Here is a 23,040-nt window from a genome sequence, read left to right on the forward strand (position 1 = left end):
TCCGGCCCGGTCGCAGCGGCCGCGACCGGGCTGCGACCGGGGATCTGGCATCGTCGGGGCATGGCCCCTCGACCCGGCAGCCGCCCAGCGGGCACGACGACCGGCGGTGCGCGGCGGTGAGGATCCTCGTCGTCGAGGACTTCGAGGTCCTCGCCCGCTCCATCGGAACCGGGCTGCGCCACGAGGGCATGGCGGTCGACGTCGTCCTCGACGGAACCGCCGCCCTCGACCGCCTGGCCGTCACCCGCTACGACGTGGTGGTCCTCGACCGGGACCTGCCCGGCGTCCACGGGGACGAGATCTGCCGGCGGCTCGCCCGCGGCCGCTGCGCGACCCGGGTCCTGATGCTCACCGCCTCCGGCACGGTCGAGGACCGCGTCGACGGGCTGAGCCTCGGCGCCGACGACTACCTGCCCAAACCGTTCGCGTTCGCCGAACTGGTCGCCCGCGTCCGCGCGCTGGCCCGCCGCGCCTCCCCGCCGCTCCCGCCCACGCTGGAAAGCGGGGACATCACTCTCGATCCGGCCCGCCGGGTCGCGTTCCGGGCCGGGCGGCGCCTCCAACTGAGCCCGAAGGAGTTCGCCCTGCTCGAATGCCTGCTCGCCGCACCCGGCCTGGTCATCTCGGCGGAGGAACTGCTCGAACGCGTCTGGGACGAGGCCGCCGACCCCTTCAGCAGCGCCGTCAAGCACACGATGCACCGGTTGCGGGCCAAGCTCGGCGAACCGCCCGTGATCGAGACCATCCGCGAAGGCGGCTACCGCATCGGACCGCCATGACCTCCCGGCAGCTCCCCAGAAGGTCCCTGCGGACGCGGCTCGCACTCGCCTACGCGGCGGGCATCTACGCCGCCGGGGTCTTCGTCCTCGTCCTCGCCCTCGTCCCACTCGTCAGCGTCGACGCGGCCGCGCCCGAGGGCCGGCCCTCGACGGGCGTGACCACCGAAGCCGGGCCCGGGATCAGCCTGGCCCATCTCCTCACGGGAGCCGCCTTCGCCTTGGTCGTCCTGGTTCCCGTCGCGCTGGCCCTCGGATGGTTCGTCGCCGGCCGGTTCCTGCACCCGCTGCGCACCATCACCGCGACCGCCAGGATCATCTCCGCCGGTGACCTCCACCGGCGCCTCGACCTCGGCGAACCGGCGGACGAGTTGACCGAGCTGGGCCGCACCCTCGACGACCTGTTCGCCCGCCTCCAGGCGTCCTTCGACGCCCAGCGCCACTTCGTCGCCAACGCCTCCCACGAGCTTCGCACCCCGCTGGCCGGCCAGCGCACCCTCCTCGAAGTCGCCCTCGCCGCCCCCGACGCCGACGCCGGCACCCTGCGCTCGGCCTGCCGGGAGGCCCTCGCCCTCGGCGAACACCAGGAGCGGCTCGTCCGGGCACTGCTCGCCCTGGCCACCAGCGAGCGCGGTGTCGCCCGCCGGGACCGCCTCGACCTGGCCCGAGCCGTCGAAGGAGCGCTCGCCCTCCGCCGCGGCCAGGCGGCGGAGAGGGGCATCGACGTCGCCGAGCACCTGACGCCCGCGGTGACGGCCGGGGACCCGAAGTTGATCGAAAGCCTCGTCGCCAACCTCGTCGACAACGCCATCCGCCACAACCACGCAGGCGGCCATGTAGAGGTCACTACTCGGACCTCCGGCACGCAGGCGGTTCTCCACGTCGCCAACAGCGGGCCGGTCATCCCCGGCGACGAGATCCAGCGCCTATTCCAGCCCTTCCAAAGGCTGGCGCCTGATCGCCACGGGCTCAGCGACGGCTACGGTCTCGGCCTGGCCATTGTGAACGCCGTCGTCCAAGCTCACCACGCCGCTCTCACCGCCGACGCGCGCCCTGAGGGCGGCCTGAACGTGGCTGTTCGGTTCAGCTCCCGGGGCGTTTGAGGCGCTCTGGCCGGGGCCGTTCGGCCGCGCGGGCGATGCCGCGGCACATCCCGGCGAAGATCGGGCGGTGGAACGGCCGGAGCGCCCACCAGTACGCATGGCCGGCCAGCCCCCGCGGAGAGAACAGCGCCCGCTGCTCCAGCAGGCCGCGGCCGTCCTGCTCCGACACCCTCAGCTCCAGCCAGGCCAGGCCGGGCAGCCGCATCTCGGCGCGCAACCGCAGCAGCCGTCCCGGCTCGATCTCCTCCACGCGCCAGAAGTCCACCGTCTCCCCGATGCGCAGCCGGCGCGGGTCCCGGCGCCCTCGCCGCAGCCCGACGCCGCCGACCAGCCGGTCGAGGACGCCCCGTGCCCGCCAGGCGATCGGGAACGAGTACCAGCCGCGTTCCCCGCCGATCCCCTCGACGACCTCCCACAGGCGCTCCGGCCCGGCGTCCGCGCGGCACGAGCGGTCGTCGGTGTAGAGGCTGCCACCGGCCCAGTCCGGGTCCGTCGGCAGCGGATCGCTCGGCGCGCCCGGGGTACTGGCCGACGACCAGCGCGTGGCGACATCCGCTTCACGGACCCGGCGCAGTGCGAGGGCGACCGCGCGGTCGAAGCCGATCGGTCCTCCCGGAGGAGGCGGGACGTACCGGCCGATGTCGTTCTCGGTGCACACGACCTCGTTGCGCAGCGACTCCACCAGCGGACGCGCGAGACCGCCCGGGACCGGAGTGATGGCGCCCACCCACAGGCTCGACAGACCCGGGCTCAGCACCGGAACGGAGACGATGAGCCGCCGCCTCAACCCGGCCACGGCGGCGTACCGGCGCATCATGCCGGCGTAGGTGAGCACGTCCGGCCCGCCGATGTCGAACCCGCGGCTCACGTCGGCGGGCAGGTCCGCGGACGCCACCAGATAGTGCAGGACGTCCCGGATCGCGATCGGCTGGATCCTGGTGTGCACCCACCGCGGCGTGATCATCACCGGCAACCGCTCGGTGAGGTAGCGCAGCATCTCGAACGACGCCGAACCGGAGCCGATGATCACTGCGGCCCGCAGCCATACCGCGGGAACCCCGCTGTCCAGCATGATCCTGCCGACCTCGGCGCGGGACCGCAGGTGCGGCGACAACTCCTCCTCCGGTTCCATGCCGCCGAGATAGACCAGTCGCCTCGCCCCCGCGTCCCGCGCCGCCCCGGCGAACGTGCGGGCCGCCCGGCGATCGCTGTCGGCGAAGCCGCCCGGACGGCCGATCGCATGGATCAGGTAGTAGGCGACGTCGACACCGTCCAGCGCGCGCCGCGTCGCCTCCGGATCGGTGGCGTCGGCCTCCACGATCTCCACCCGTCCGGCCCAGGGGTGGTCGCGCAGCCGCCGCGCCGAACGGGCCATGCACCGCACCCTGTACCCGGCGTCCAGCAGCGCGGGCACCAGCCGGCCTCCGATGTAGCCGCTGGCCCCCGTCACGAGGCACAACTCGTCCCGGCTCACGACCGGCCGCGTCCCGGCGTCGCTATCGCATCGCCGCCGCGGACCGGTTCGGCGCCGCCCATGGGGCGAACGCCGACCCGGCCGGGGCGATGCCGGCCGTGTACATGAGGTCGGACCTCGCGTCCCGCCCATGCGGCGTGTTGATCATCTGCCCTCCTCGGTCGGACCCCGCCTACCCGGAACAGGCGTCCACAAGCGTGCGGGTCCGGGATTTTGCCGCCGCGGGAGGCGAGGATCCCGTATCTGTGACGGGTCCCTGCCGAAGCGGGCACGGTAGGCCCTCAATCGGGGCGCAGAGTGCGAGCAAGGATGCGCACCACCGCTTCGTCGCCGTGGCGGGGCTGCTCGCCGGCTTCGATGACGGCCTCGACGATGCCCACCGCCATCGTCGCCCTCTACCCCGCTAGATCGATCCCGGCGGCGACCACCGGCTCACGCCTCGTCCGGCCTGTTCCGGTGCGGTGACGGCCGGTGCCGTCGGAGCTCGGCGTTGATCCGCTGGGCCTCGGCGAGCTGGTCTTCCAGGATGATGATGCGGCAGGCCGCCTCCAGCGGGGTGCCCTGGCCGACCAGGTCGCGGGCGCGCTGCGCCAGCCGCAGCTGGTACCGGGAGTAGCGGCGGTGCCCGCCCGGCGATCGTTGCGGGACGATCAGCCGAGCCGTGTCGAGACTGCGCAGGAAAGCCGGGGTGACCTCCAGCATCTCGGCGGCGCGGCCCATGCTGTAGGCCGGGTAGTCCTCATCGTCGAGCCTGCCCTCGAGACGATCACCGGGCTCGGCCTGCGCCGGCCCCTGCCGCTCCGGTTGGTCCTGCGGGGCCTGGCCTTGCTGGTCGCCGGCCTGGGCCGGCTGGGGTGCTCTCACTTAACCGTCCGTATCGCCTTAGGTCGGTAGTGGCGACAACGAGGGCCCCGGTGCCGAACAGCGGCACCGGGGCCCAAAGGTACAACACCATCTACCGGCTCTGAGCCGGTCTTCCGCGTCGCCCGCTCAGACGAGAGCGGGTGCGCGGGGATCGCGGATGCGTGACCGGAGACCACCGTCCAATCTGTGGAGCTGCGGTACCCGCGCGGGCTGATGAAAGCCTGCAGCGGGCGATCCCGATGGCGTCGAACCCTCCTTTCCTCGACATCACTACCTGTACTGCGTGTTCTTTTCGATCTCCTGCTACCGGCGGCGCGGTCGCCGCCGGCCGGACCGGCTGCCGGGGTCCCTTGCACTGCGTTGACCCCGGCACGCACCGTCCGCGTGATTCCTGCGTGCCGACAGTTCGTCCTCTGCCGGTTGCCCTGGACTCTTCTCTCTTCGATGACAGGAAGACTACCCGGCTTCGGGACGAATATCTACCACGGCGGCTGCAGAGTTTCGTAGATCACACCATCGGCTTTCCCGTCCGCCGCCAGGACTTCGCCGCACACGGGCGGTCCGCGCATCGCGATCGCCCCGCAAGAGGGTGCATCCGCGGTGGTGGTCTTCTGCGAAGGCTGTGTATGGGGCAGGTGGGCGGACGGCGGGCCGGGCGGCGCGTGAGCGGCGCCGGACGGCGGGCCAGGGGCTGGGCGGTCGCGGGGGCCGGTTGCCTGGGCGCGATGGTGGTGGCGCAGGTGCTGTCGGGGGTGCGGCGCGAGCCGATCCGGTTGACGAGTGTCGTCGTGGTGCTGCTGGCGGCGAGCGCCGTGACGTTCACCGCGGGGCGGAACGGTGCCGGCCGCGCCGTCGGGGCCTTCGGTGCCGCGACGGCCGCGGGGTATGCGGCGGAGTGGATCGGTGTCCGCTCGGGTGTTCCGTTCGGGGAGTACGCCTATACGGCGCTGCTGCGGCCTCAGCCGGGTGGGGTGCCGGTGATCGTGGCGGTTGCGTGGGGCGGTATGGGGCTGGCCGCGCATGCGGTCGCCACTGCGATCGTCCCGGACGGCGGGCTCAAGCGGTGCCTGGCGGGGGCGTTGGCGCTGACGGCGTGGGATCTGTTCCTGGATCCGCAGATGCTTCGGCTGGGCTTGTGGAGGTGGGCGGACGAGGGGCCGTACCGGGGAGTGCCGATCAGCAATTTCGCCGGGTGGCTGGTGGTGTCGCTGCTGGTCATGGGAATGATCGACGTGATCGTCGGACGGACCGGGGCGGCCGCGTCCGGGGGGCTCGTCGCGATCTACGGGGTGATGGCCGTGATGGAGACGCTGGCGTTCGCGGCGGTGTTCGAGCCGCCGGACCGGGTGGTGGCCGTGGCCGGCGGGGCGGCGATGGGGACGTTCGCCGTGCTGGCGTGGAGGGGCCGATGGCCGAGGTGATCGTTGTCGGCGGCGGCGTGGGCGGGATGGTCGCCGCGCTGCTGCTGGCGCGGGGCGGCCACCGGGTCCGGTTGGACGAACGGCTGGACCGGCTCGGCGGGAAGCTCGCCGAGCGCGAGCGTGACGGATTCGTCTTCTCGCTGGGGCCGTCACTGCTGACCCTTCCGGAGATCTTCCGGGAGCTGGGTGCCGGACGCGGGCTGGTGGAACTGGACGAACTGTGCCGCTACCGCTTCGCCGACGGGTCCGAGCTGCGCGCCTACCGCGATCCGGACCGGATGGCGGCACAGGTCGAGGAGCTGGCCCCCGGGGAGGGCGAAGCCTGGCGCGCCTTCCATGACTGGGCGGCGCGCTGCCTGGAGGCGTCGCGGCGGACGTTCTTCGCGGGGCCGCTGGGCCGCCGGCCCGAGCAGGCGCGGATCGGCGACCTTCGCGCGGTCGCGCCGGGCCGGACGCTGGACGGCCTGGCCCGCAGGTTCTTCGGTGACCCGCGGCTGCGCCAGTACGTCGGCCGGTACGCGACGTACGCGGGGTCGAGCCCGTATCGGGCGCCGGCCGCGCTCGGCTGCGTTCCGGCGATCGAGCACGGGGACGGGGGCTGGTACGTGCCGGGCGGGCTGCCCCGGCTCGCCGATGACCTGGCCCGCCTGCTGATCGAGGCGGGCGTGGACGTCCATACCGGCAGCGAGGTGGTGGAGGTGGTCGCCGACCGGTCGGCGGTGTCGGGCGCGGTGCTGGCCTCGGGGGAGCGGGTGGGTGCCGATGCGGTGGTGGTGAACGCCGATGCCGCGGCCCTGTACGGCCGGCTGCTGCCGGATCGGCGGAGGCTGCGCCGTATCGGCCGCCTGGGCCCGTCCTCGTCGGCGTTCTTGCTGCTCGCCGGCGTGGCGGGGCGTACCGACGGGCTGCCGCACCACTCCGTCGCCTTCTCCGCCGACTACCGGCGGGAGTTCGGCGACATCTTCGAACGCGGGGTACCGCCGGAGGACCCGACGATCTACATCGGCTGCTCGGCGGTGGACGACCCGTCCCAGGCACCGGCCGGAGCGGAGAACTGGGTGCTGCTGGTCAACGTCCCGGCCGGTGATCCGGGCCGCTGGCCGATGACCCCGGACGCCTACCGCGACCTGGTGCTGGAACGGCTGGCACGCCGCGGGCACGACCTGTCCGGACGGCTGCGGTTCGTGGAGTCCTTCACCCCCGCGGACCTGCGCGACCGGTACGGCGCGTGGGGCGGTGCGATCTACGGGACCGCCTACCGGGGCGCGCTCGCGCCGTTCCGCAGACCGGGCAACAGGGGGCCCCGGCGCGGGCTGTACCTGGTGGGCGGGTCGGTGCATCCGGGCGGCGGGCTGCCGCTGGTCGCGATGGGCGGCCGGATCGTCGCCTCGCTCGTCGAGCGAGACTTTCCGGTACGGGCGGGGTGCGAGTGGAGATGAGAACGCTGACACCGCTCCAGGCGGTGGCCGCCGGGTTGGCGGCCACGCGGCTGGCGCGCGGCAGGAAGCGTCCCGCGGCCTTCGTGCCCGGACGCTCCGGCCCACCGCCCCGGCCGGTCTCAGTGGTGATCCCCGCGCGTGACGAGGAGTCCCGGATCGAGGGCTGCGTGCGGCCCCTGCTCGCGGACCCCGACGTGTCCGAGGTGATCGTCGTGGACGACGAGTCGCGCGACGGTACGGCACGGATCGCGGCACGGCTGGGCGCCGCGGTCGTCCGCGGGGCACCCTTGCCGGACGGCTGGGTCGGCAAGCAGTGGGCGCTGCACCAGGGCGTGCGCGCCGCCGCGGGGCCGATCGTGGTCCTGCTGGACGCCGACACCCGCCCCAAGCCGGGTCTGTGCGCGGAGCTCGTGGCACTGCTCGACACCTTCGACCTGGTGTCGGCCGGGCCGCGGTTCCGCTGCGGTGGCGTGGCCGAGCAGGCGTTGCACGCCTCGTTCCTCGCCGGCCTGGTCTACCGTTTCGGGCCGATCGGCCCGGTCGCCGCGTCGCCTGACCGGCTCCTGCTCAACGGCCAGTGCATGGCCTTCCGCAGGGACTCGATGCTGAGGGCCGGCGGGTTCGCACGGGTCCGCGGCCACCTCACCGACGACGTCGCCCTCGGCCGGCTCCTCGCCCGGGAGGGGTGGCGGATCGCCTTCCGGGACGCCGGAGCCCTGCTGGACGTCGACATGCACGTGTCGGCCACCGGTGTGTGGCGCGAGTGGGGACGGTCGATCTCGCTGCGGGACGTGACCGGGAACGGCTGGCTGGCAGCCGATCTCGCGGTCGTCTGGCTGACCCTCGCCCTGCCGGTGGTGCGGCTGGTGACGGGGCGCCCGACGCCGGTGGACCTCGGCCTGCTCGTCCAGCGGCTCCTCCTGACGACGGCCCTGCGGGGCAGTTACGCCCGTCCGGGCCTCGGCCTGTGGATCTCGCCGCTCCTCGACGTGCCGATGGCGGCGCGCCTGACGTGGTCGGCGCTGAGGCCGGCGCGTACCTGGCGGGGACGGACCTACGGCCGGCCGGCGGTCAGGCGCGGCGCCCCGCCACGGCGGCCTGACCGAAGCGCAGCCCGATGAGGCACATCAGCGCCCCGGTGCCCGCGACGTGCTCGACGGGCGTGAAGAACAGCTGCAGCACGGGCAGGGAGAAGACCGCCGCGCGCGTGCCCCAGGCGAACGAACGTGTGGCCAGGCTCACGCCGGTCAGCAGCCCGACGCCGAGCCCGAACGCCGGCGGGCAGATCACCGCGAAGCCGCCGGCGAACGCGAGGATCGAGCGGCCGCCCCGCCGTCCCGCGAACGCCGGCCAGGCGTGCCCGATCATCGCGGCGCCGACCGCCGCGTACACGGGCAGGACGCTCGCGCCGGCGACCGTCCCGAGCGTGCCGGTCTCGCCTCCGCCCGCGGCCAGCCCGACCAGGCCCGCCGCGGTGCCCTTGAGCATGTCGCCGGCGAACACGGGGACGGCGGCCTTCCAGCCGAGCTGCTCCATCATGTTCCAGAAGCCGGGATTGCGGTCGCCGACGTCACGCGGGTCGAAGCCGTGGGCGCGTCCGACGAGCACCGCGACCGGCACCGAGCCGAGCAGGTAGCCGCCGATGGCCGCGCCGAGCATGGGAGCCGCCGATGCCAGGGTCATCGCCTCGTTCCACCTCACCAGGTATGCGGGTTTGGACGCCATGCGGCACATGGCGTTCGACCGGCCGGCGCTGCGCCGCACCGGAGGTCTGTCGTTCTGGCGGCTGCTGGGCACGGGCCGCGGCCGGTCCATGAGCCTGGGCGCCGATCTGCGCCGCTGGGCGCTGTTCGCCGTGTGGGACGGCGAGCCGGCGCTGGAGGAGTTCCTCGCGCGCTCGCCCGTGGCCGGACGGTGGAGGGAGGAGGCCGAGGAGTCGTGGCATGTCCGGCTCGCGCCGCTGGGTTCCCGTGGCCGCTGGGGTGGCCGCGACCCCTTCGCCGCGGCCGAACCCGCCAGGCATGCCGGGGACGGGCCGGTGGCCGTGCTGACCAGGGCGTCGATCCGTTCCACCCGGCTGGTGCCCTTCTACCGATCGGTCCCGCGCGTGGACGGGGAACTGCGCCGGCAGGAGGGGTGCCTGGCCTCGATCGGGGTGGGGGAGTGGCCGCTGGCCCGGCAGGCGACCTTCTCGCTGTGGCAGGACGAGAACGCCATGGCGCGGTTCGCCTACCGGACGGACGCGCACCGCACCGTCATCGAGCGCGTGCGCGGCGAAGACTGGTACGCAGAGGAGCTGTTCGCCCGATTCACCCCCTACGCGAGCCGAGGCACCTGGGACGGGCATGACCCGCTGCGCGCCGGGGGCACCGGGTGAGCACCTCACGCGACCGGCCCCACGGAGGCCCGGCCGTCCGCCGGCACGAACCCGGTCTCCGCGCCGAGCTCGGAGGCGACCACGCACGCACGGGCGATGGCGGCGGATCGTGAGGAGCCGTGCCCCACGACGACCGTGCCGGCCAGCCCCAGCAGGGCGGCACCCCCGTGGGCCTCCGCCGTGTAGCGCCGTGCGACACCGGCGAGCCGCCCCGGCGGGGCGATGCCGGCTTCGGCGACCATGTCCAGGGTCGTTCGGACGCAGCCCTCGATGTTCTTCAGCACGACGTTGCCGGTGAAGCCGTCCGTCACGACCACGTCGACCGTTCCGGCCAGCACATCGTGGCCCTCCACGTTGCCGTGGAAGCGGACGGGCATGCCCGGCAGCAGCCCGGCGGCCTCGCGGACGAGCCGGTTGCCCTTCCCCAGCTCGGTGCCGATGGACAGCAGACCCACCGACGGGTCGGGTACGCCGAGGACGTTGCGCGCGTAGGCGGCGCCCAGCAGAGCGAACTGCGCGAGCATCGCCGCGGTCGGGTCGGCGGTCCCGCCGGCGTCGACCAGCACGGTGGAACCGGTCAGTGTCGGCAGCGCCACGGCCAGCGCCGGGCGCAGCACGCCCTCCCGCCGCCCGAAGGCGCGGACCGCGCAGGTCACCACGGCCCCGGTGGACCCGGCCGAGACCAGTGAAGCGCCCCGCCGCCGGGCGAGCGCGCACCCGACCATCAGGCTCGAATCCCGCCGTGCGGCGGCTTCCGCGCCGCGCTCGGCCATCGGCACGATCTCGCCGGCGTGCAGGACCTCCACTTCGCCGGCGCCGCCGTGCCGCCGCAGTTCGCGCTGCACGTCGTCCGTCCGCCCGACGAGCAGGACCGGGACGCCGTGGTCACGATGCGCCTCCAGCGCTCCCGGAACCGTCTCCGCCGGCCCGTGATCGCCGCCCATCGCGTCCAGCACCACCGGGTGCGTCGTCCCGCCCATGTCAGGCCGCCCCGGCGGGGTGCCGCCGCTCGGCGCGGCCGGCGGCGGAGGCGGCCAGCAGGTGCCGCGCGAAGATCGCGGCCCTGCGGTGGCGCGGGACCCGCGCCCGCGCGGTCAGCACGTCGTGGCCGGCCGCGGCGATCTCGTCCAGGATGCCGCCGTACAGCTCGTACGCGGCCCGGATGCAGGGACGGGAGGAGGGGGCCAGCAGTTCCACGCCGTCGAGGGCGCGGCGGTAGTGGTCCAGGGCGCGGCCGGCCTCGAAGGCCACCAGTTCGCGCAGCGCCCGCTCACGGCCGCTGCCGTGGAGGTCGTCCTCGGTGACCCCGAACTTGGCGAGGTCCTCCTGCGGCAGGTAGACGCGGCCCCGGGCCAGGTCCTCGGCGACGTCCCGCAGGAAGTTCGTCAGCTGGAACGCCCGTCCCAGCTCGCGTGCGGGCTCGCGGGCCGACCGGCCGGCGCCGGGCACCGTCTCCAGGATGGGGAGCATCATCAGCCCGATCGCGGCGGCCGATCCTTCCATGTACATCAGCAGGTCGTCGTAGGTGGCGTACCGGGTGACGGTGAGGTCGGCGCGCATGGACCGCAGGAAGGCGTCGAGGTCGGTGCGCTCGATGCCGAAGGAGCGGACGGTGTGCGCGAACGCGGGCAGCACGGGGTCCTCGATCGCCTCGCCCGCCAGGCTCGCGGTCAGCCGCCGGGTCACCTCGTCGAGCGCACTGGCCCGTCCGCCGGTGTCCGCCGCCGCGCCGCAGGCGTCCACGATGTCGTCGACGTGGCGGGTGAACCCGTACAGCGCGTGCACATGCCTGCGCTTCCACGCCGGCAGCAGCAGGGTGGCCAGGTAGAAGGAGCGTCCGTGGCGGGCGTTGAGACGGCGGCAGTGCTCGTAGCTCGCGGTCAGCGTCATCGGCGGCCTTCCAGGATGCGGGCGGCGGCGAGCCGTCCGGAGATCAGAGCCGGCGGGACACCCACACCGGGCGCGGTGTACATCCCGGCGAAGTGCAGGCCGGGGACGCGGCGGCTGCGGCCGGCGGGCCGGAACCAGGCCGTCTGGGCGAACCGGTGGTCCAGCGCGAACGGCGTGCCCGCCGAATGGCCCAGGCGGGCCCAGTCCCGCGGATCGAAGGTCCGCCGCGGCGCCGCCGAGAGGTCGCCGTACCCCAGGTCGGACAGGCGGCCGAGCAGGCGCTGCTCCAGCCACGGCCCGAGACGGTCCCAGCCGGCTCCGCTCACCGTGTTCGGGGCGGGTTCCAGAGCGCTCAGCGTGCAGTGGCCGGGCGGTGCCGCCGTGTCGTCCCCTTCGGGGCAGGTGACCAGCAGGCTCGGGTCGGGTTGCGGACGTCCGGCGGCCAGAGCCGCGAAGGCGCCGGCCCACTCCCGGCCGAAGTGCAGCGTGTGGTGCGCGCGGCCCGGCCGCCGCTGGTCGATCCCGAAGTGCATGACCAGGCAGGACGGCGAGTACCGCGGCCGGCGCAGCCGCCAGTCGCCCGCCGCGTCGGGCAGCAGCCCCCGGTGGGCCTCCGCCAGGTCGCAGGCGACCACGACCGCCCCGGCGGGCAGCCGTTCGCCGCCGTCCAGCCGGACCGCGGCCACCCCGTGGGAGTCCGTCTCGACCCGCTCGGCGCGCACCCCGTACCGGATCGCGGCGCCGGCCTTCTCGGCCACGGCGGCCAGGGCCCGTGGGACGGCGTGCATACCGCCCGCCGCGGGGAAGTACACCCCGCCGACGGTGTCCATGTGCGCGACGACCGCATAGACGGCGAGCGCCTCGGCCGGAGGAAGCCCGACGTACAGCGCCTGGAAGGTGTGCGCCCTGATGAGCCGCTCGTCGGTCAGCTGGCCCGCCACGAACCGGTCCAGGCGCCGGAACCCGCCCGCCGCCGCCAGCCTGAGCAGCGCGATGGGACGGGCCATGCTCCGCAGCCGGGTCATGTCCGCGTCGATGAACGACGACCATTCGGCCTCGAACATCGCCCCGAGCCGCCGCCGGAACCGCAGGTACCGGGCGGCCTCGTCCGGCCCGCACAGGGCGCGGACGTTCTCGGCCATCCGCTGCGCCCCCGCCACCACGTCCAGCCGCGAGCCGTCGTGGAAGGACAGCCGGTAGAACGGGTCCAGGCGCCGGAGCGGCAGCACGCCGCCCATGTCCTCGCCCGCCGCGCCGAACGTGTCGGCCAGTACGTGCGGCATGGTCAGCACCGAAGGGCCCGTGTCGAACCGGTAGGCGCCGGCCGAGGCCGATCCGCAGCATCCACCCGGTTCGTCACGGGCCTCGAGCACCACGACGTCGCGGCCCCGCGCCGCAAGGTGGATCGCCGCCGACAGCCCGGACAGACCCGCTCCGATCACGACGACCGGACCGTTCGCGGCCATCAGCGCCCGCCGGGCGAGCCGTGCACACGATGTCGAGAGTGCACTGTTCCTCCATCATTGTCCGAAGGGTTCTGCATCGTTCTTCGGAACCGGGCGGCCGATCGGTTGCACGGCTCGCGGTGCACGGTGCACGGTGCACGGAGATGCGGAGGTGCGACCGGATTCGCCGCGATTACCGCATGGCGGCGGATTGGGATGCGGAGACCCTTTCGTCCATCGAGCCGTGCCGCCCGCCCGCCTCGAGTGCGGCCTCGTCGCGGGTCTCCTCCATGCGGAGGGCGATACCCATGGCGAAGAAGGTCGGGGCCCATTCGCCGACGAAGATGCCCCACCGGTCGGCGCGCTCCAGGCCCGCGTCCTCAAGCTGCTTGGACGCCGCCCAAGAGGCGAGCGACAGGCCGACCGAGACGATGCCCGCCGTGTACATGAAGCTGGACCGGATGCCCATCCTATGCAGTGAGTTGATCATTCTTCCTCCTTGGTCGGTCCGCCCGTACCCCCGTCTGACCTGCACAAGCTCGTCCTAAAAATGATTTTTGGCCACCCTGCACCGTTCGAATGGCGCCGCATCCGGCGGCCGGGCCGCCGGCTCCCGGACGCCGGAGCGACCAGCGCCGTGCTCGGCATCGATGCGGACGGAGCGGGTACCGCGACGCGCATGGGAGACCGGAAGAAGGAACCCGCCGTGGGCGACGAGGTCACCTGGCGCAGCCACGGCTCCACGGCCGAGGGCCGGGTGGAGAAGAAGGTCACCGACCGCCGGAAGGAGGCCGGCCGTACCGTCGCGGCCTCGCCCGAGGAACCGCAGTACGTCGTGCGGAGCGAGAAGAGCGGCAAGAAGGCCGCCCACAAGGGCTCGGCGCTGCGCAAGCGCAGGGGCTCGAAGTGAGCGCCGAGGACGAGACGGCGGCAGAGTTCGGTGCGGCCGTGAACATGACGGCCGAGGAACTGGAGCGATGGCTGGATACCGAGGAGTCGCGGTCGGCCGGCCAGAAGGACGGCGGCGGGGAATCGACGGGCCACGCGTCCGGGCGCCGGATCGTCGAGCTGCTCCGGGCGAACAGGGCGGACCTGAGCGCGGACGACTACGCGCACATGCGCAAGGTGACCGGGTACGTCCATCGGCACCTCGCCCAGCGTCCGTCCGGTGACGTCGCCGACACCAGGTGGCGCTACTCGCTGATGAACTGGGGCCACGACCCGCTCAAGTGAGGGCTCGTCACTTTGCGCTGCTCTGTCACCGCTTCTCCCCGCCTTGACGATGAACACGTTCTGCGGCGATTTCCGCGGGCACCTGGACCGCATGACACTGGAGCAGCGGCTCGCCGAAGGCGACGAGACGGCGCTGAGCGAGTGCTATGCGGTGCTGGGTCCCCTCGTCCGCCGCCACGCGGGAAGGCTGGTGCCCGACCATGCCGTGGACGACGTCGTCCAGTTGGTCTTCCTGGAGGTCTGGCGATCACGCGGGCGCTTCGACCCGGCACGCGCCCTGGAGCCGTGGGTGCTGGCCATCGCCCGGAGGCGGGCCATCGACCTGCTGCGGGCCGGGGCGCGGCACTCCCGGCGGTCGGTGCCGCTGGAGGACACCATCGGCGTGCCCGACGCCACCTCCGCCGTGGACACGGCATGCGACGTCCGCGACGCGCTCGCCGGGCTGCCGTCCCCGCAGCGGCAGGCGATCGTGCTCGCCCACTTCGGGCAGCTGACCCAGCGGGAGATCGCCGACCGGCTGGCGATCCCGCTCGGCACCGTCAAGGCGCGCACGACCCGCGGGGTGCGGCGGTTGAGGGATCTGCTGTGACCTCTCCCGGGCCACCGCCCGGTCCGGCGCCGGGCGCTCCTCCGCGTCCCCGGCTGGCGGTGTCCAGTTGCCTGCTGGGCGCGCCGGTCCGCTACAACGGCGGCCACAGCCGCGACCGGTTCCTCACCGGGCCCCTCGCCCGCCACGTCGACTGGGTCCCCGTCTGCCCGGAGATCGAGATCGGCCTCGGCGCCCCCCGCCCGAGCCTGCACCTGCTCAGCGACGGGCGGATCGTCACCAAGGACCGGGCCTCCGACCACACCGAGGCGATGGCCGCCCTCGCGGACGACCGGCTACCCGGCCTCGCCGACATCGACGGGTACGTGTTCAAATCGAGATCGCCGAGCTGCGGGCTGCTGAGCCTGCCGCGCTACGCGTCCGGCCGGCCCGGCGAACGCACCGACGGGCAGCCGGTCGACCGCCGGGGCCGCGGCGTGTTCGCCGCACTCGTCACCGATGCGCTCCCGCACCTTCCCATCGAAGAGGACGGCCGGCTCCGCGACCCCGTCCTCCGCGAACACTTCGTCGAGCGCGTCTTCGCCCACGCGCGGTTGCGCGAGCTCTTCGCCGGCGACTGGCGCCCCCGCGATCTGGTCGCCTTCCACAGCCGCCACAAGCTGCAGATCCTCGCCCACGACACGGTCGCCTACCGGGACATGGGCCGCATCGTCGCCCAGGCGGGTACCCGGCCGCGCCAGGATGTGGAGACCGACTACCGCCGCGCCTTCGCAGAAGCCTTCGCCGTCCGTCCCAAGCGCGGTCGCCACGCCAACGCGCTGCTGCACGTCTTAGGCCCGTTGAGCGCGCACCTCGACCCGACCCGGCGCCGCGACATCCTGCTCGCGATCGAGACCTACCAGCGCGGCGAGGCGCCCCTCAGCGTCCCGATCGCTCTGCTGCGCCACCACGCCGAAGGCGAGCATCTCGCCTACCTGGCCCAGCAGACCTACCTCGACCCCTATCCCGCCGACCTCCTGCTCCGCCACCACATCTGACGCGTCGCTGGTCTTGACGCGGCCTGCTCTCAATCATACATTCACTCAAAAACTGTATGAATGAAGGGCGACGGGATGCGGCGAGGGACGGCGGTGGTGCTCGGTGGCAGCGTGGCGGGGCTGTGCGCGGCGGGGGTGCTCGCCCGGCGCTTCGAGAAGGTGGTCGTCCTGGAGCGGGACGAGCTTCCGCCGGGCGCCGAGCATCGGCGGGGGGTGCCGCAGAGCAAGCACCCGCACTTCCTGCTCAACTCCGGGCGCCGCGCGATCGGGGAGATCTTCCCCGGGTTCGAGGAGGCGCTGATCGCCGCGGGCGGCATGCGGCTGATGCCGTCGATGGACGCGGCCTACTGCGAGAACGACGGCTGGGCGCCGCGCAAGTCCGGGTCGATGACGATGGTCTACAGCTCCCGGGTGCTCATCGAGCGGGTGCTGCGGGAGAAGGTCCGCGAGCTGCCGGCCATCGAGATCCGCGAGGGCGTGACCGTCACCGGGCTCCGCTCCAGCGGGGGCGGCACGGTGGACGGGCGCGTCGAGGGCGTCGCGTATCGCAGCGGTGATGAGGACGGCTACCTGGCCGCCGATCTCGTGGTCGACGCGCTCGGGCGCGGCTCCTCGGTCGTCGAATGGCTCGGGGCGGACGGCTGGTCGGCGCCGCCGGAGAAGACCCTCGACGCCAAGGTCACCTACATCTCGCGGTGGTACGACCTGCCGCCCGAGGGGCAGCGCCCCGAGTCGTGGTGGTGGCGGCACCTGGTCATCACGCCGAGCCAGGACACCGGCGACCATCCCGAGGAGCACGAGTTCCTCAGCAACTTCTTCCCGATCGAGGGCGACCGCGCCATCGTGTGCATGGGGTCGTGGGGCATTCAGATGCCGCGCAAGACCGAGGCGTTCGAGGCCGCGGTGGACCGGGTGCGCGCCGCGGCGTTCGGGCGGGCGACCCGCGCGTGCACGCCGACGTCCGAGGTGCATCTGACCCGTTCCACCGGCAACAAGTGGCGCCGCTTCGACCTGCTGGAGGTGCCGCCGGTCGGGCTGGTCGGCGTCGGCGACTCGGTCTGCGCCTTCAATCCGTTCTACGCCCAGGGGATGAGTTCGGCGGCGCGTTCCGCGCTGATCCTCGGCGAGATGCTGGACGGTCGCGAGACCCTCGACGCCGGCTTCTTCAGGGAGTTCCTCGCCCGGCAGAAGAAGTCGCTGGACGTGCCCTGGATGCTCGCGATGGCGCGCGACCAGGCCTACGACTTCGCGACCGGGAGCGAGGTCGCGCCTGCGTGGCGCCGCAGGCTGGCCGCGCGGTTCAGCTGGCCGATCTTCAACGCCATCAACGCCACGAGCCGCGAGGACGCCTACGTCGAGCAGACGTTCGCCCAGGTGTTCAACCTCGACAAGTCGCTCAGGGAGATGGCCACCGACCCGCGGTTCTGGTTCGGCATCGCGCGCTACAAACTGCGCCATCGGCTCGGACGGACGGTTGTGCCCGGCGGGTTCGACGAGCGGAAGGATCCGCCCGGCACCGACTACACCGGCTACACCGGCCCGAAGGGCGTGCCGGCCGGCGGAGCACGCCGGGGCGACGACCTCGTCGGAACCTGATCAGGGGAGTCGGACATGGGTTACACCTGCGATCCGGTGGCCGAACGCGTCGCCGAAGGGCTCGGCTTCTCCTGCCGCGGCGCCGATCCCTTCGTGACGTTCCGCAATCCGTTCGGGCTGGAGAACGGCACGATGCCGTTCCTCGAACTGCTCATCGTCGGCGGCGCGGTGTTCGCCCTCGTCCACGCGTGGCGGCGGTGGCGGCGCGACGGCGACCCGGTCAACATCTCGCTGTGGTTCGCCTCGGTCGTGTACCTGGCCGTGATCGAGCCGCCGCTGTACTTCCCGGGCTGGTTCGGCCTGGAGGAGCACGTCGGGTTCATCTTCTCCCACAACGTGTTCACCGTGCAGTTCATGTACGACCGGCTGCCGCTCTACATCGTGGCCTTCTACCCGGCGATCTCGCAGCTCGCCTACGAGCTGGTCCGGGCCCTCGGCGTGTTCGCCCGGCGCGGGCCGCTGCTCGGCTCGGTGGCGGTCGCGTTCGCCTGCCAGGTCTTCTACGAGATCTTCGACCAGCTCGGGCCGCAGCTGAAGTGGTGGGCGTGGAACCCCGGCAACGAGATGATCAACCAGCCGGCGCTCGCGTCCGTCCCGATGAACAGCATGCTCCTGTTCGCCTCGGTCTCCTTCGGCGCGATGACCTACCTCGTCGTCCGGCTGGTCGGGATGGGAGCCGGCCTGGACGCGCGCCCGGGGTGGAGCGTCGGCTGGCGCACCGTCGTCGCGGGCGCCGTCACGCCGCTGGCGATGATCATCGTGAGCGCGCCGAGCGGCGCCTTCCGCGGCGAGGACCAGCTCGGGATCCAGCGGGCCATCCTGTCCGCCGAACTCGCCGTGGTCTGGATCGCCGGCCTCTACCTGCTCGTGGACGCGCGACGCGCGACGCGCGCCGATCCCGATCCCGCCCCCGTCCGGTCGCCGCTGTTCGTGCGGGTCTACCCGGCGCTGTATCTGGGCGTCCTCGTCGTCCTGTGGCTGACGGCGCTGCCGGCGTACTTCGCGTCGACCGGCGGCGTCACCGAGCAGGGCACCCCGGTCGGCAGCCTGTGGTACGCCGCGCTGTGCGCCGTCGCCGCGGCGGCGTTCGTCCTGGCCGCGGTGCGCGTCCGCGCGCCGCGGCCGGCCGCGGGGGCTGTGGGATCCTAGGGCCATGGCGCACCACGGCTGGGGAGGCAGGCCCCCCGCATCAGACGCCGAGGCCCGGCAGCGCATCGTCGACGCGACCGCCCGCTGCATCGACAGGCACGGCGTCGTGAAGACGACCCTGTCGGACGTGGCGAACGAACTCGGCGTCACCCGCCAGACCGTCTACCGCCACTTCGCCCGCATCAGCGACATCGTGGGCGAGGTGGCGGCGCAGGGCGCGGAGTCGTTCGTCGACCGGCTGGTCGCCCACCTCCAGGGGATCGGCGATCCGGCCGAGGCCGTCGTCGAGGGCATGATGTTCTGCCTGCGGACCATCCCGACCGAGCCGCGGTTGAGCCTGCTGCTGCAGCTCAGGGACTCGGGCGCGTTCGGACGCGGGGCCACCACCACGGACGCCATCGCCTACGGCGCCCAGATGCTGAAGCGCTTCCCGGTCGACTGGACGTCCGCCGGGGTCGGCGAGGACGACCTCAAGGGCCTCGCCGAGATCATCATGCGGCTGCTGACCTCGCTGCTGGAGCATCCGAGCGAGCCGCCGCAGCCGGAGGCGGAACTGCGCGCCCTCCTCGACCGCTGGCTGGCCCCCGCGCTGCTGCGGCCGTCCGGCCGCCGCGTCCCTGTGGGCGCGCGGCCGGACTCCTGAAGCCCGTGACCGGTCGTGCGGTTCAGGCGGCCTGGCGCTGGTCGGCGAGTGCGGCCGCCGTCAGCGTTTCCATGCGGTGGCACGCTCGCCTGTAGAACCTGACCTGGGTCAGGCGGCCGAAGAGGACGAAGCCGAGCCGGACGACGGGATTCGGGATGGGGCCCCGTTGCGAGAAGACGTGGATGTGGAATTCCACCTCGCCGGTGTCGAGCCATTTGCGCACTTCCTGGTCCATCTGGCCGCGTTCGAGGTGCCCCTTCAGCGTCCGGTAGTTCCAGCCCCACACACGCGCGCGGCGGCCGTCCCGCTCGATGTAGCCGTCGACGACCTCCCCGATGCGTACCCCGAGGTAGAAGCGCAGCCCGTAGAAGCGGCCCTGCAAGAGCATGTCCTGGTCCGGTTCGGGCGGCCCCGAACGGCAGACCTCCCGGATGATGGCCGGGTCCGCGTACTCGTAGTCCGCCACCAGGCGGCGGGCGGTCTCCCAGCTTCCGCCGGGGACGGTCGGGCCGGGCGGCTCGCTCGGCAGCGGCTGCCGGTAGTCGTCGACGTGCCAGCCGTCCTCCGGCCTGTGGACGTCGTGCCGCCGCGGATCGAAGTTGAGGGGGAGGCGGTGCAGCGCGGCGCGCTGGCGAAGCATGCGCCGCTGGACGCGGGTGCTCCCCTTCATCGGGGCGCCCTCTCCGGGCGGCGGCGCTCCGCGGACCGGAGATCCCGGGTGCGGTGGGGGACGTGCTGGACGGCGGCGTAGGTGGGGCCGCGCACCTGCTGGAGCAGTCCCGCCGGGGGCAGATCCGGGATGGGGTTCTCCGCCGGGTTGAAGCGCATCGTTTCGTTGTCGCCCCGTCCGGGGCCCAGGATGCGCAGCCCGCCGAAGCGCTCCCACCGGCCGGTCTCGGTCGCCACCACCAGGTCCAGTTCCAGTGGCCGGTAGTCCACGGAGTAGGCGAGCGACGCGAGATCGGCCGGGATGAACCGGGCCGGGTCCCCGACCGCGCCCAGCAGGATCCGGCGGTCGCCGGCCCGGTACGCGAGCAGGGAACCGTAGAACGCCGGGCTCCAGTGGGACGAGGGACGCAGCAGCCGGCGGCCTATCGGCGTGTGCCCGGTGGTGGCCAGCAGCAGTTCCGCGGTGCCGCCCGCCTCAGCGCCGGCCTCCGCGTCGGCCGCCGGCGGCTGCGTCCAGCGCAGCGCCAGGCCCAGCAGGTCCGGCAGCTGCGGCGGCAGCCCGATCGCGCGGGAGAGCCGGACCTCGGCCGCCAGTTCCGCGCGTTCGTCCAGGAACGGGACGCCCCAGTAGCGGGACGAGCCCCGCAGGACGAGCGTGGCGTCGAACACGACCCCCCGGGGATGCAGGGGCCGGTCGCGCACCCGTGCCGCCAGGGCGAAGGGGCGTGCGAACGCCGCGGTGACCGCGCGGGTGACGAGCCGCCGCGCCGGGCCGCCGCCGGAGACGTCCGTCCGCTCGGTCTGGACCTCCACCTCGCCGATCCGGTCGCCACCGGACATCTCGGCGACGCGAGCGCAGAAATGCGCCCACATGTGCAGCTGCATCTCCTTGGCGAGGCCCACCCCTTCATAGAGGGCCTCCGCCAGCCGGTCTCCGCTCCGCGCCCAGGACTCGATCGTGAACACGAGCTCGTCCTCCCCGGTTTCGGACGCCCGGAACTCGATCTCCCCGGCCTCCAGATGCCCGCTCAGCGTCACGAACCGGAACGACGCCGGGGTGCGCTCCACGACCCGGACCGGGCAGTTCCACGGCCCCGGCATGTGGACGACGTACTCGTCCCCCATCTCCAGCGGCCGGGACGTCCCCGCGGTCTTGTCGAAGACGGCGACCTCCACCGGTGAGGCGGCGTTGAGGTCGGCTCCCAGGCGGCTGATCAGCTCCGCGGCGGTCAGCGGGCTACCGGAGATCCGGACGGTGTACCGCCGCTGGTAGAGCGGCCCGACACCCTCCCGCGGGGACTGGATCCGCTCCCCGCCGCGCCGGGGGAGCTGGTCGATCTCCGACCGCGCCCCCGACCGCAGCCTTTGTCGCTGCACCCCGCGCGAACGCCGCATCCACCGCCACGCCGCGATGCCCATGCCCACGGGCCAGCGCACCGCCCGCACACGCCGCCGCGAACGCAGTCGCATCGCGTCCCTCCCCCCGGATGTCGCCTCCCCGCCGGGCTGACGCGCCGTGCCTTACCCCCTCTGACCAGCGCGAACCGCCCACCCCAGGACCCGGACGGACGCGATCCCGACAGGTGGCCACGAGCACATCCGCGATGACGTCGATCAGGTGATCACTGCGCTCGCGGGAACACTACCGACGGGTCGTGACGGGGCCTGGCGTCTCCGTCGGCTGCTCGATCGATGCGGGCGGGCCCGCCGGGACGAGGACGACGGGGCACGGTGACATGCGCAGGCAGGCCGTTCTGACCGGGCCGCGCTCGGTCGGCGTGTCGCCGAGGACGAGGACGTCCGCCCGCGCGGCGAGACGCAGCAGGTTGCGTGCGGGGTGGCCGTACGCCAACTCCTGGTGGACGCGGACCACCGGCTCGGGGCCGAGCACCGCCTGCACGTCCCTGGCGAGCGCGCGCCGTGCCCGCTCCCGCTCCCGGTCGAGGGGCGGCCTCCGCGCCACGATCGCATAGGGCGCCGGCCGTCCCTGCCATGAGCGGACGGCCAGGACCTCGGCGCTCCGCTGCCGGGCCTCGCTCACGGCCCAGCGCAGCGCACTCAGGGACGCGGGAGACCCGTCCACACCGACGAGGATGCGCGCATGAGGAGACCCGGTCGTCCACGATGGCGCTCGGCTCATGGGTGCCTCCCTCGGTTCCGCGACGCCCGTCCATCATCGCGCCGCCGGGCCGCCGCGCCCCATGGCCCTGCGGCCCCGATGGCGGGGACCAAGGTCCCGCGCGTCAGGTGAGGGCGAGGATTCGCATGGTCAGGCGGGCGGTGCGGCCGCCCTCCTGTTCGGCGATGCCGAGGGCGGTGGGGACGTCCAGGTCGGTGAGAAGCGCCTTGGTCACGGCTGCCTCGGCGGTGGGGGAGTCGGTGTGGCGGCCGGCGGCGGTGTGGAGGCGGTCGAGGAGGGCGGCGGCCTGGGGCAGGACATCGGGGGTGTAGTCCCATTCGCCCTGCCAGGGGGTGGTGATCAGCATGAGGCGGACGGCGGCGGGCGGGTGGCCGGGGACCAGGTCGGATACCAGGACCAGGTTGCCGGTCGACTTGGCCATCTTCTCGCCGTCCCGGCGGACCATGCCCACGTGCAGCCAGGCCCGGGAGAACGGGCGCACGCCGGTCAGCGCCTCGGCCATCGCGGATTCGTAGGCGTGGTGCGGGAAGCGCAGGTCGGTGCCGCCGGCGTGCAGGTCGAGGGACGGGCCGAAGGTCGTCATGGCCATCGCGGCGCATTCGGCGTGCCAGCCCGGCCGGCCGGGGCCCCACGGGCTCGGCCAGGCGGGCTCGCCCGAGCGGGACGGGCGCCAGACCGCGACGTCGAACGGGTGCCGCTTGGCCGGAGCGTCGGGTTCGTCCCCGTACTCGGCCAGGAGCGCGTGGGCTTCGTCCGAAGGCAGGTCGGGAACGTCGCCGCCGTGAAAGTACACCGTGCCGTCGTGGACGTAGGCGTGGCCGGAGGTGAGAAGGCCCTGTGCCAGCGCGATGACCTCGCGGACGTGGTTGTGCGCGCGGGGCTGGTGGTCGACGGCGTGGACGCCGAGAGTGTCGAGGTCGCGTTCGAAGTAGTACTGCTGGACGGCGGCGAAGCTGTCGTAGGGGCTCCCCGCACGGTGGGCGGCCTGGTTCAGCACGTCGTCGACGTCGGTGACGTTGCGGCAGACGCGCACGTCCCCGCCCGCGTGCCGCAGGACGCGGGCCGCGACGTCCGCCCAGACGAACGTGCGGGCGTGGCCGAGGTGGGTCGCGTCGTACGGGGTGATCCCGCAGACGTACATCCGGGCGGGACCGGCGACCGGCAGCGGACGGCCGCCGATCCGGAGTGTGCGGTCGGGTGCGTTGAGATCCACGGGATGCCGTTCCTCACGGTCGGG

Annotated in this window: 25 protein-coding genes; 13 read left to right on the plus strand and 12 right to left on the minus strand. The window is 73.4% G+C overall.

Going from position 1 to position 23,040, the window contains the following annotated elements; translation table 11 throughout:
* The first annotated feature begins 116 nt into the window (after window positions 1-116).
* Both ABZ806_RS02970 and ABZ806_RS02975 read left to right on the plus strand, forming a co-directional pair.
* Window positions 117-779, plus strand: a complete 663-nt coding sequence (locus ABZ806_RS02970) for a response regulator transcription factor (RefSeq protein WP_500214931.1) — start codon at window positions 117-119, stop codon at window positions 777-779.
* On the plus strand, window positions 776-1,879 hold the full coding sequence (locus ABZ806_RS02975; RefSeq protein WP_500214932.1) for a sensor histidine kinase: 1,104 nt from the start codon (window positions 776-778) through the stop codon (window positions 1,877-1,879). The genes ABZ806_RS02970 and ABZ806_RS02975 overlap by 4 nt, the downstream gene beginning before the upstream one ends.
* Here the strand turns inward: ABZ806_RS02975 and ABZ806_RS02980 are convergent.
* The 3 genes from ABZ806_RS02980 to ABZ806_RS02990 form a co-directional block, all read right to left on the minus strand.
* Window positions 1,860-3,329, minus strand: coding sequence for an SDR family oxidoreductase (locus ABZ806_RS02980; RefSeq protein WP_500214933.1), 1,470 nt, complete (start codon window positions 3,327-3,329; stop codon window positions 1,860-1,862). The two genes, ABZ806_RS02975 and ABZ806_RS02980, sit on opposite strands and share 20 nt — an antisense overlap.
* A 46-nt stretch (window positions 3,330-3,375) precedes the next feature.
* Window positions 3,376-3,501, minus strand: a complete 126-nt coding sequence (locus tag ABZ806_RS02985; protein ID WP_500214934.1) for a hypothetical protein — start codon at window positions 3,499-3,501, stop codon at window positions 3,376-3,378.
* A 284-nt stretch (window positions 3,502-3,785) separates the two neighbouring features.
* Window positions 3,786-4,073 (minus strand): MerR family transcriptional regulator, encoded by a 288-nt coding sequence (locus tag ABZ806_RS02990; RefSeq protein WP_500214972.1) that lies wholly within the window; start codon window positions 4,071-4,073, stop codon window positions 3,786-3,788.
* 770 nt (window positions 4,074-4,843) lie between these two features.
* On the opposite strand from ABZ806_RS02990, the gene ABZ806_RS02995 reads away from it, so the two are divergent.
* From ABZ806_RS02995 to ABZ806_RS03005, 3 genes are read left to right on the plus strand one after another with little or no spacing between them, the layout of a single operon-like run.
* Window positions 4,844-5,638 (plus strand): carotenoid biosynthesis protein, encoded by a 795-nt coding sequence (locus ABZ806_RS02995; protein WP_500214935.1) that lies wholly within the window; start codon window positions 4,844-4,846, stop codon window positions 5,636-5,638.
* On the plus strand, window positions 5,626-7,077 hold the full coding sequence (locus tag ABZ806_RS03000; RefSeq protein WP_500214936.1) for a phytoene desaturase family protein: 1,452 nt from the start codon (window positions 5,626-5,628) through the stop codon (window positions 7,075-7,077). Before ABZ806_RS02995 ends, ABZ806_RS03000 begins: the two co-directional genes overlap by 13 nt.
* A complete protein-coding gene (locus tag ABZ806_RS03005; RefSeq protein WP_500214937.1) occupies window positions 7,074-8,198 on the plus strand; it encodes a glycosyltransferase family 2 protein in 1,125 nt (374 codons plus the stop codon). The genes ABZ806_RS03000 and ABZ806_RS03005 overlap by 4 nt, the downstream gene beginning before the upstream one ends.
* Here the strand turns inward: ABZ806_RS03005 and ABZ806_RS03010 are convergent.
* On the minus strand, window positions 8,149-8,760 hold the full coding sequence (locus tag ABZ806_RS03010; RefSeq protein WP_500214938.1) for a glycerol-3-phosphate acyltransferase: 612 nt from the start codon (window positions 8,758-8,760) through the stop codon (window positions 8,149-8,151). The genes ABZ806_RS03005 and ABZ806_RS03010 overlap by 50 nt on opposite strands.
* On the opposite strand from ABZ806_RS03010, the gene ABZ806_RS03015 reads away from it, so the two are divergent.
* Window positions 8,735-9,454, plus strand: a complete 720-nt coding sequence (locus ABZ806_RS03015; protein WP_500214939.1) for a spheroidene monooxygenase — start codon at window positions 8,735-8,737, stop codon at window positions 9,452-9,454. The two genes, ABZ806_RS03010 and ABZ806_RS03015, sit on opposite strands and share 26 nt — an antisense overlap.
* Before the next feature lie 5 nt (window positions 9,455-9,459).
* Here ABZ806_RS03015 and ABZ806_RS03020 read toward each other — a convergent pair whose 3' ends face one another.
* The 4 genes from ABZ806_RS03020 to ABZ806_RS03035 form a co-directional block, all read right to left on the minus strand.
* Window positions 9,460-10,434, minus strand: a complete 975-nt coding sequence (locus tag ABZ806_RS03020) for a phosphate acyltransferase (protein ID WP_500214940.1) — start codon at window positions 10,432-10,434, stop codon at window positions 9,460-9,462.
* A 1-nt stretch (window position 10,435) separates the two neighbouring features.
* The gene (locus ABZ806_RS03025; protein ID WP_500214941.1) at window positions 10,436-11,344 is read right to left on the minus strand and encodes a phytoene/squalene synthase family protein; all 909 of its coding nucleotides are present in this window, start codon (window positions 11,342-11,344) and stop codon (window positions 10,436-10,438) included.
* Entirely contained in the window at window positions 11,341-12,810 is a 1,470-nt protein-coding gene (locus tag ABZ806_RS03030; RefSeq protein ID WP_500214942.1) for a phytoene desaturase family protein, read from the minus strand. Before ABZ806_RS03030 ends, ABZ806_RS03025 begins: the two co-directional genes overlap by 4 nt.
* A gap of 172 nt (window positions 12,811-12,982) precedes the next feature.
* Window positions 12,983-13,279: a hypothetical protein gene (locus ABZ806_RS03035; protein ID WP_500214943.1), complete on the minus strand. Its 297-nt coding sequence runs from the start codon at window positions 13,277-13,279 to the stop codon at window positions 12,983-12,985.
* A 189-nt stretch (window positions 13,280-13,468) separates the two neighbouring features.
* Here ABZ806_RS03035 and ABZ806_RS03040 point away from each other — a divergent pair, with 189 nt between their 5' ends.
* Genes ABZ806_RS03040 through ABZ806_RS03070 form a run of 7 tightly spaced genes read left to right on the plus strand, consistent with a single transcriptional unit; the run spans window position 13,469 to window position 18,994 of the window.
* Window positions 13,469-13,699: a hypervirulence associated TUDOR domain-containing protein gene (locus ABZ806_RS03040; protein ID WP_500214944.1), complete on the plus strand. Its 231-nt coding sequence runs from the start codon at window positions 13,469-13,471 to the stop codon at window positions 13,697-13,699.
* Window positions 13,696-14,022 (plus strand): DUF3140 domain-containing protein, encoded by a 327-nt coding sequence (locus ABZ806_RS03045; protein ID WP_500214945.1) that lies wholly within the window; start codon window positions 13,696-13,698, stop codon window positions 14,020-14,022. The genes ABZ806_RS03040 and ABZ806_RS03045 overlap by 4 nt, the downstream gene beginning before the upstream one ends.
* Window positions 14,023-14,071: 49 nt before the next feature.
* Window positions 14,072-14,611: an RNA polymerase sigma factor gene (locus tag ABZ806_RS03050; protein ID WP_500214973.1), complete on the plus strand. Its 540-nt coding sequence runs from the start codon at window positions 14,072-14,074 to the stop codon at window positions 14,609-14,611.
* Complete coding sequence (locus tag ABZ806_RS03055) at window positions 14,608-15,606, plus strand: YbgA family protein (protein WP_500214946.1); 999 nt, start codon at window positions 14,608-14,610, stop codon at window positions 15,604-15,606. Before ABZ806_RS03050 ends, ABZ806_RS03055 begins: the two co-directional genes overlap by 4 nt.
* A gap of 60 nt (window positions 15,607-15,666) precedes the next feature.
* On the plus strand, window positions 15,667-17,202 hold the full coding sequence (locus tag ABZ806_RS03060) for an FAD-dependent oxidoreductase (RefSeq protein ID WP_500214947.1): 1,536 nt from the start codon (window positions 15,667-15,669) through the stop codon (window positions 17,200-17,202).
* Between the two features lie 15 nt (window positions 17,203-17,217).
* The gene (locus ABZ806_RS03065; protein WP_500214948.1) at window positions 17,218-18,351 is read left to right on the plus strand and encodes a hypothetical protein; all 1,134 of its coding nucleotides are present in this window, start codon (window positions 17,218-17,220) and stop codon (window positions 18,349-18,351) included.
* A gap of 4 nt (window positions 18,352-18,355) precedes the next feature.
* Entirely contained in the window at window positions 18,356-18,994 is a 639-nt protein-coding gene (locus ABZ806_RS03070) for a TetR/AcrR family transcriptional regulator (protein WP_500214949.1), read from the plus strand.
* A gap of 22 nt (window positions 18,995-19,016) precedes the next feature.
* Here the strand turns inward: ABZ806_RS03070 and ABZ806_RS03075 are convergent, their stop codons facing one another.
* The 4 genes from ABZ806_RS03075 to ABZ806_RS03090 all read right to left on the minus strand — a co-directional run bounded on the left by ABZ806_RS03075 (window position 19,017) and on the right by ABZ806_RS03090 (window position 23,016).
* On the minus strand, window positions 19,017-19,664 hold the full coding sequence (locus ABZ806_RS03075) for a DUF1990 family protein (protein ID WP_500214950.1): 648 nt from the start codon (window positions 19,662-19,664) through the stop codon (window positions 19,017-19,019).
* Window positions 19,661-21,133 (minus strand): DUF1990 family protein, encoded by a 1,473-nt coding sequence (locus ABZ806_RS03080; RefSeq protein WP_500214951.1) that lies wholly within the window; start codon window positions 21,131-21,133, stop codon window positions 19,661-19,663. The genes ABZ806_RS03075 and ABZ806_RS03080 overlap by 4 nt, the downstream gene beginning before the upstream one ends.
* 172 nt (window positions 21,134-21,305) lie before the next feature.
* A complete protein-coding gene (locus ABZ806_RS03085; RefSeq protein ID WP_500214952.1) occupies window positions 21,306-21,803 on the minus strand; it encodes a universal stress protein in 498 nt (165 codons plus the stop codon).
* A gap of 103 nt (window positions 21,804-21,906) precedes the next feature.
* Window positions 21,907-23,016 carry a class I tRNA ligase family protein gene (locus ABZ806_RS03090; RefSeq protein WP_500214953.1) on the minus strand — a complete coding sequence of 370 codons (1,110 nt, stop codon included), beginning with the start codon at window positions 23,014-23,016 and terminating at the stop codon, window positions 21,907-21,909.
* Window positions 23,017-23,040 lie beyond the last annotated feature (24 nt).

Source organism: Spirillospora sp. NPDC047418 (genome assembly GCF_040643275.1).
GTDB lineage: Bacteria > Actinomycetota > Actinomycetes > Streptosporangiales > Streptosporangiaceae > Spirillospora.

Excerpts from the sequence above, each read along its gene's own strand:
- ABZ806_RS02995 (WP_500214935.1), top strand. The coding sequence starts at position 4,844 with ATGGGGCAGGTGGGCGGACGGCGGGCCGGGCGGCGCGTGAGCGGCGCC.
- ABZ806_RS03020 (WP_500214940.1), bottom strand. The coding sequence starts at position 10,434 with ATGGGCGGGACGACGCACCCGGTGGTGCTGGACGCGATGGGCGGCGAT.
- ABZ806_RS03030 (WP_500214942.1), bottom strand. The coding sequence starts at position 12,810 with ATGGCCGCGAACGGTCCGGTCGTCGTGATCGGAGCGGGTCTGTCCGGG.
- ABZ806_RS02985 (WP_500214934.1), bottom strand. The coding sequence starts at position 3,501 with ATGATCAACACGCCGCATGGGCGGGACGCGAGGTCCGACCTCATGTAC.
- ABZ806_RS02990 (WP_500214972.1), bottom strand. The coding sequence starts at position 4,073 with ATGGGCCGCGCCGCCGAGATGCTGGAGGTCACCCCGGCTTTCCTGCGC.
- ABZ806_RS03075 (WP_500214950.1), bottom strand. The coding sequence starts at position 19,664 with ATGAAGGGGAGCACCCGCGTCCAGCGGCGCATGCTTCGCCAGCGCGCC.
- ABZ806_RS03070 (WP_500214949.1), top strand. The coding sequence starts at position 18,356 with ATGGCGCACCACGGCTGGGGAGGCAGGCCCCCCGCATCAGACGCCGAG.
- ABZ806_RS03025 (WP_500214941.1), bottom strand. The coding sequence starts at position 11,344 with ATGACGCTGACCGCGAGCTACGAGCACTGCCGCCGTCTCAACGCCCGC.
- ABZ806_RS03035 (WP_500214943.1), bottom strand. The coding sequence starts at position 13,279 with ATGATCAACTCACTGCATAGGATGGGCATCCGGTCCAGCTTCATGTAC.
- ABZ806_RS03000 (WP_500214936.1), top strand. The coding sequence starts at position 5,626 with ATGGCCGAGGTGATCGTTGTCGGCGGCGGCGTGGGCGGGATGGTCGCC.
- ABZ806_RS03085 (WP_500214952.1), bottom strand. The coding sequence starts at position 21,803 with ATGAGCCGAGCGCCATCGTGGACGACCGGGTCTCCTCATGCGCGCATC.
- ABZ806_RS03060 (WP_500214947.1), top strand. The coding sequence starts at position 15,667 with ATGAAGGGCGACGGGATGCGGCGAGGGACGGCGGTGGTGCTCGGTGGC.
- ABZ806_RS03080 (WP_500214951.1), bottom strand. The coding sequence starts at position 21,133 with ATGCGACTGCGTTCGCGGCGGCGTGTGCGGGCGGTGCGCTGGCCCGTG.
- ABZ806_RS03010 (WP_500214938.1), bottom strand. The coding sequence starts at position 8,760 with ATGACCCTGGCATCGGCGGCTCCCATGCTCGGCGCGGCCATCGGCGGC.
- ABZ806_RS03050 (WP_500214973.1), top strand. The coding sequence starts at position 14,072 with ATGAACACGTTCTGCGGCGATTTCCGCGGGCACCTGGACCGCATGACA.
- ABZ806_RS03005 (WP_500214937.1), top strand. The coding sequence starts at position 7,074 with ATGAGAACGCTGACACCGCTCCAGGCGGTGGCCGCCGGGTTGGCGGCC.
- ABZ806_RS02975 (WP_500214932.1), top strand. The coding sequence starts at position 776 with ATGACCTCCCGGCAGCTCCCCAGAAGGTCCCTGCGGACGCGGCTCGCA.
- ABZ806_RS03040 (WP_500214944.1), top strand. The coding sequence starts at position 13,469 with ATGGGAGACCGGAAGAAGGAACCCGCCGTGGGCGACGAGGTCACCTGG.
- ABZ806_RS03065 (WP_500214948.1), top strand. The coding sequence starts at position 17,218 with ATGGGTTACACCTGCGATCCGGTGGCCGAACGCGTCGCCGAAGGGCTC.
- ABZ806_RS03015 (WP_500214939.1), top strand. The coding sequence starts at position 8,735 with ATGGGAGCCGCCGATGCCAGGGTCATCGCCTCGTTCCACCTCACCAGG.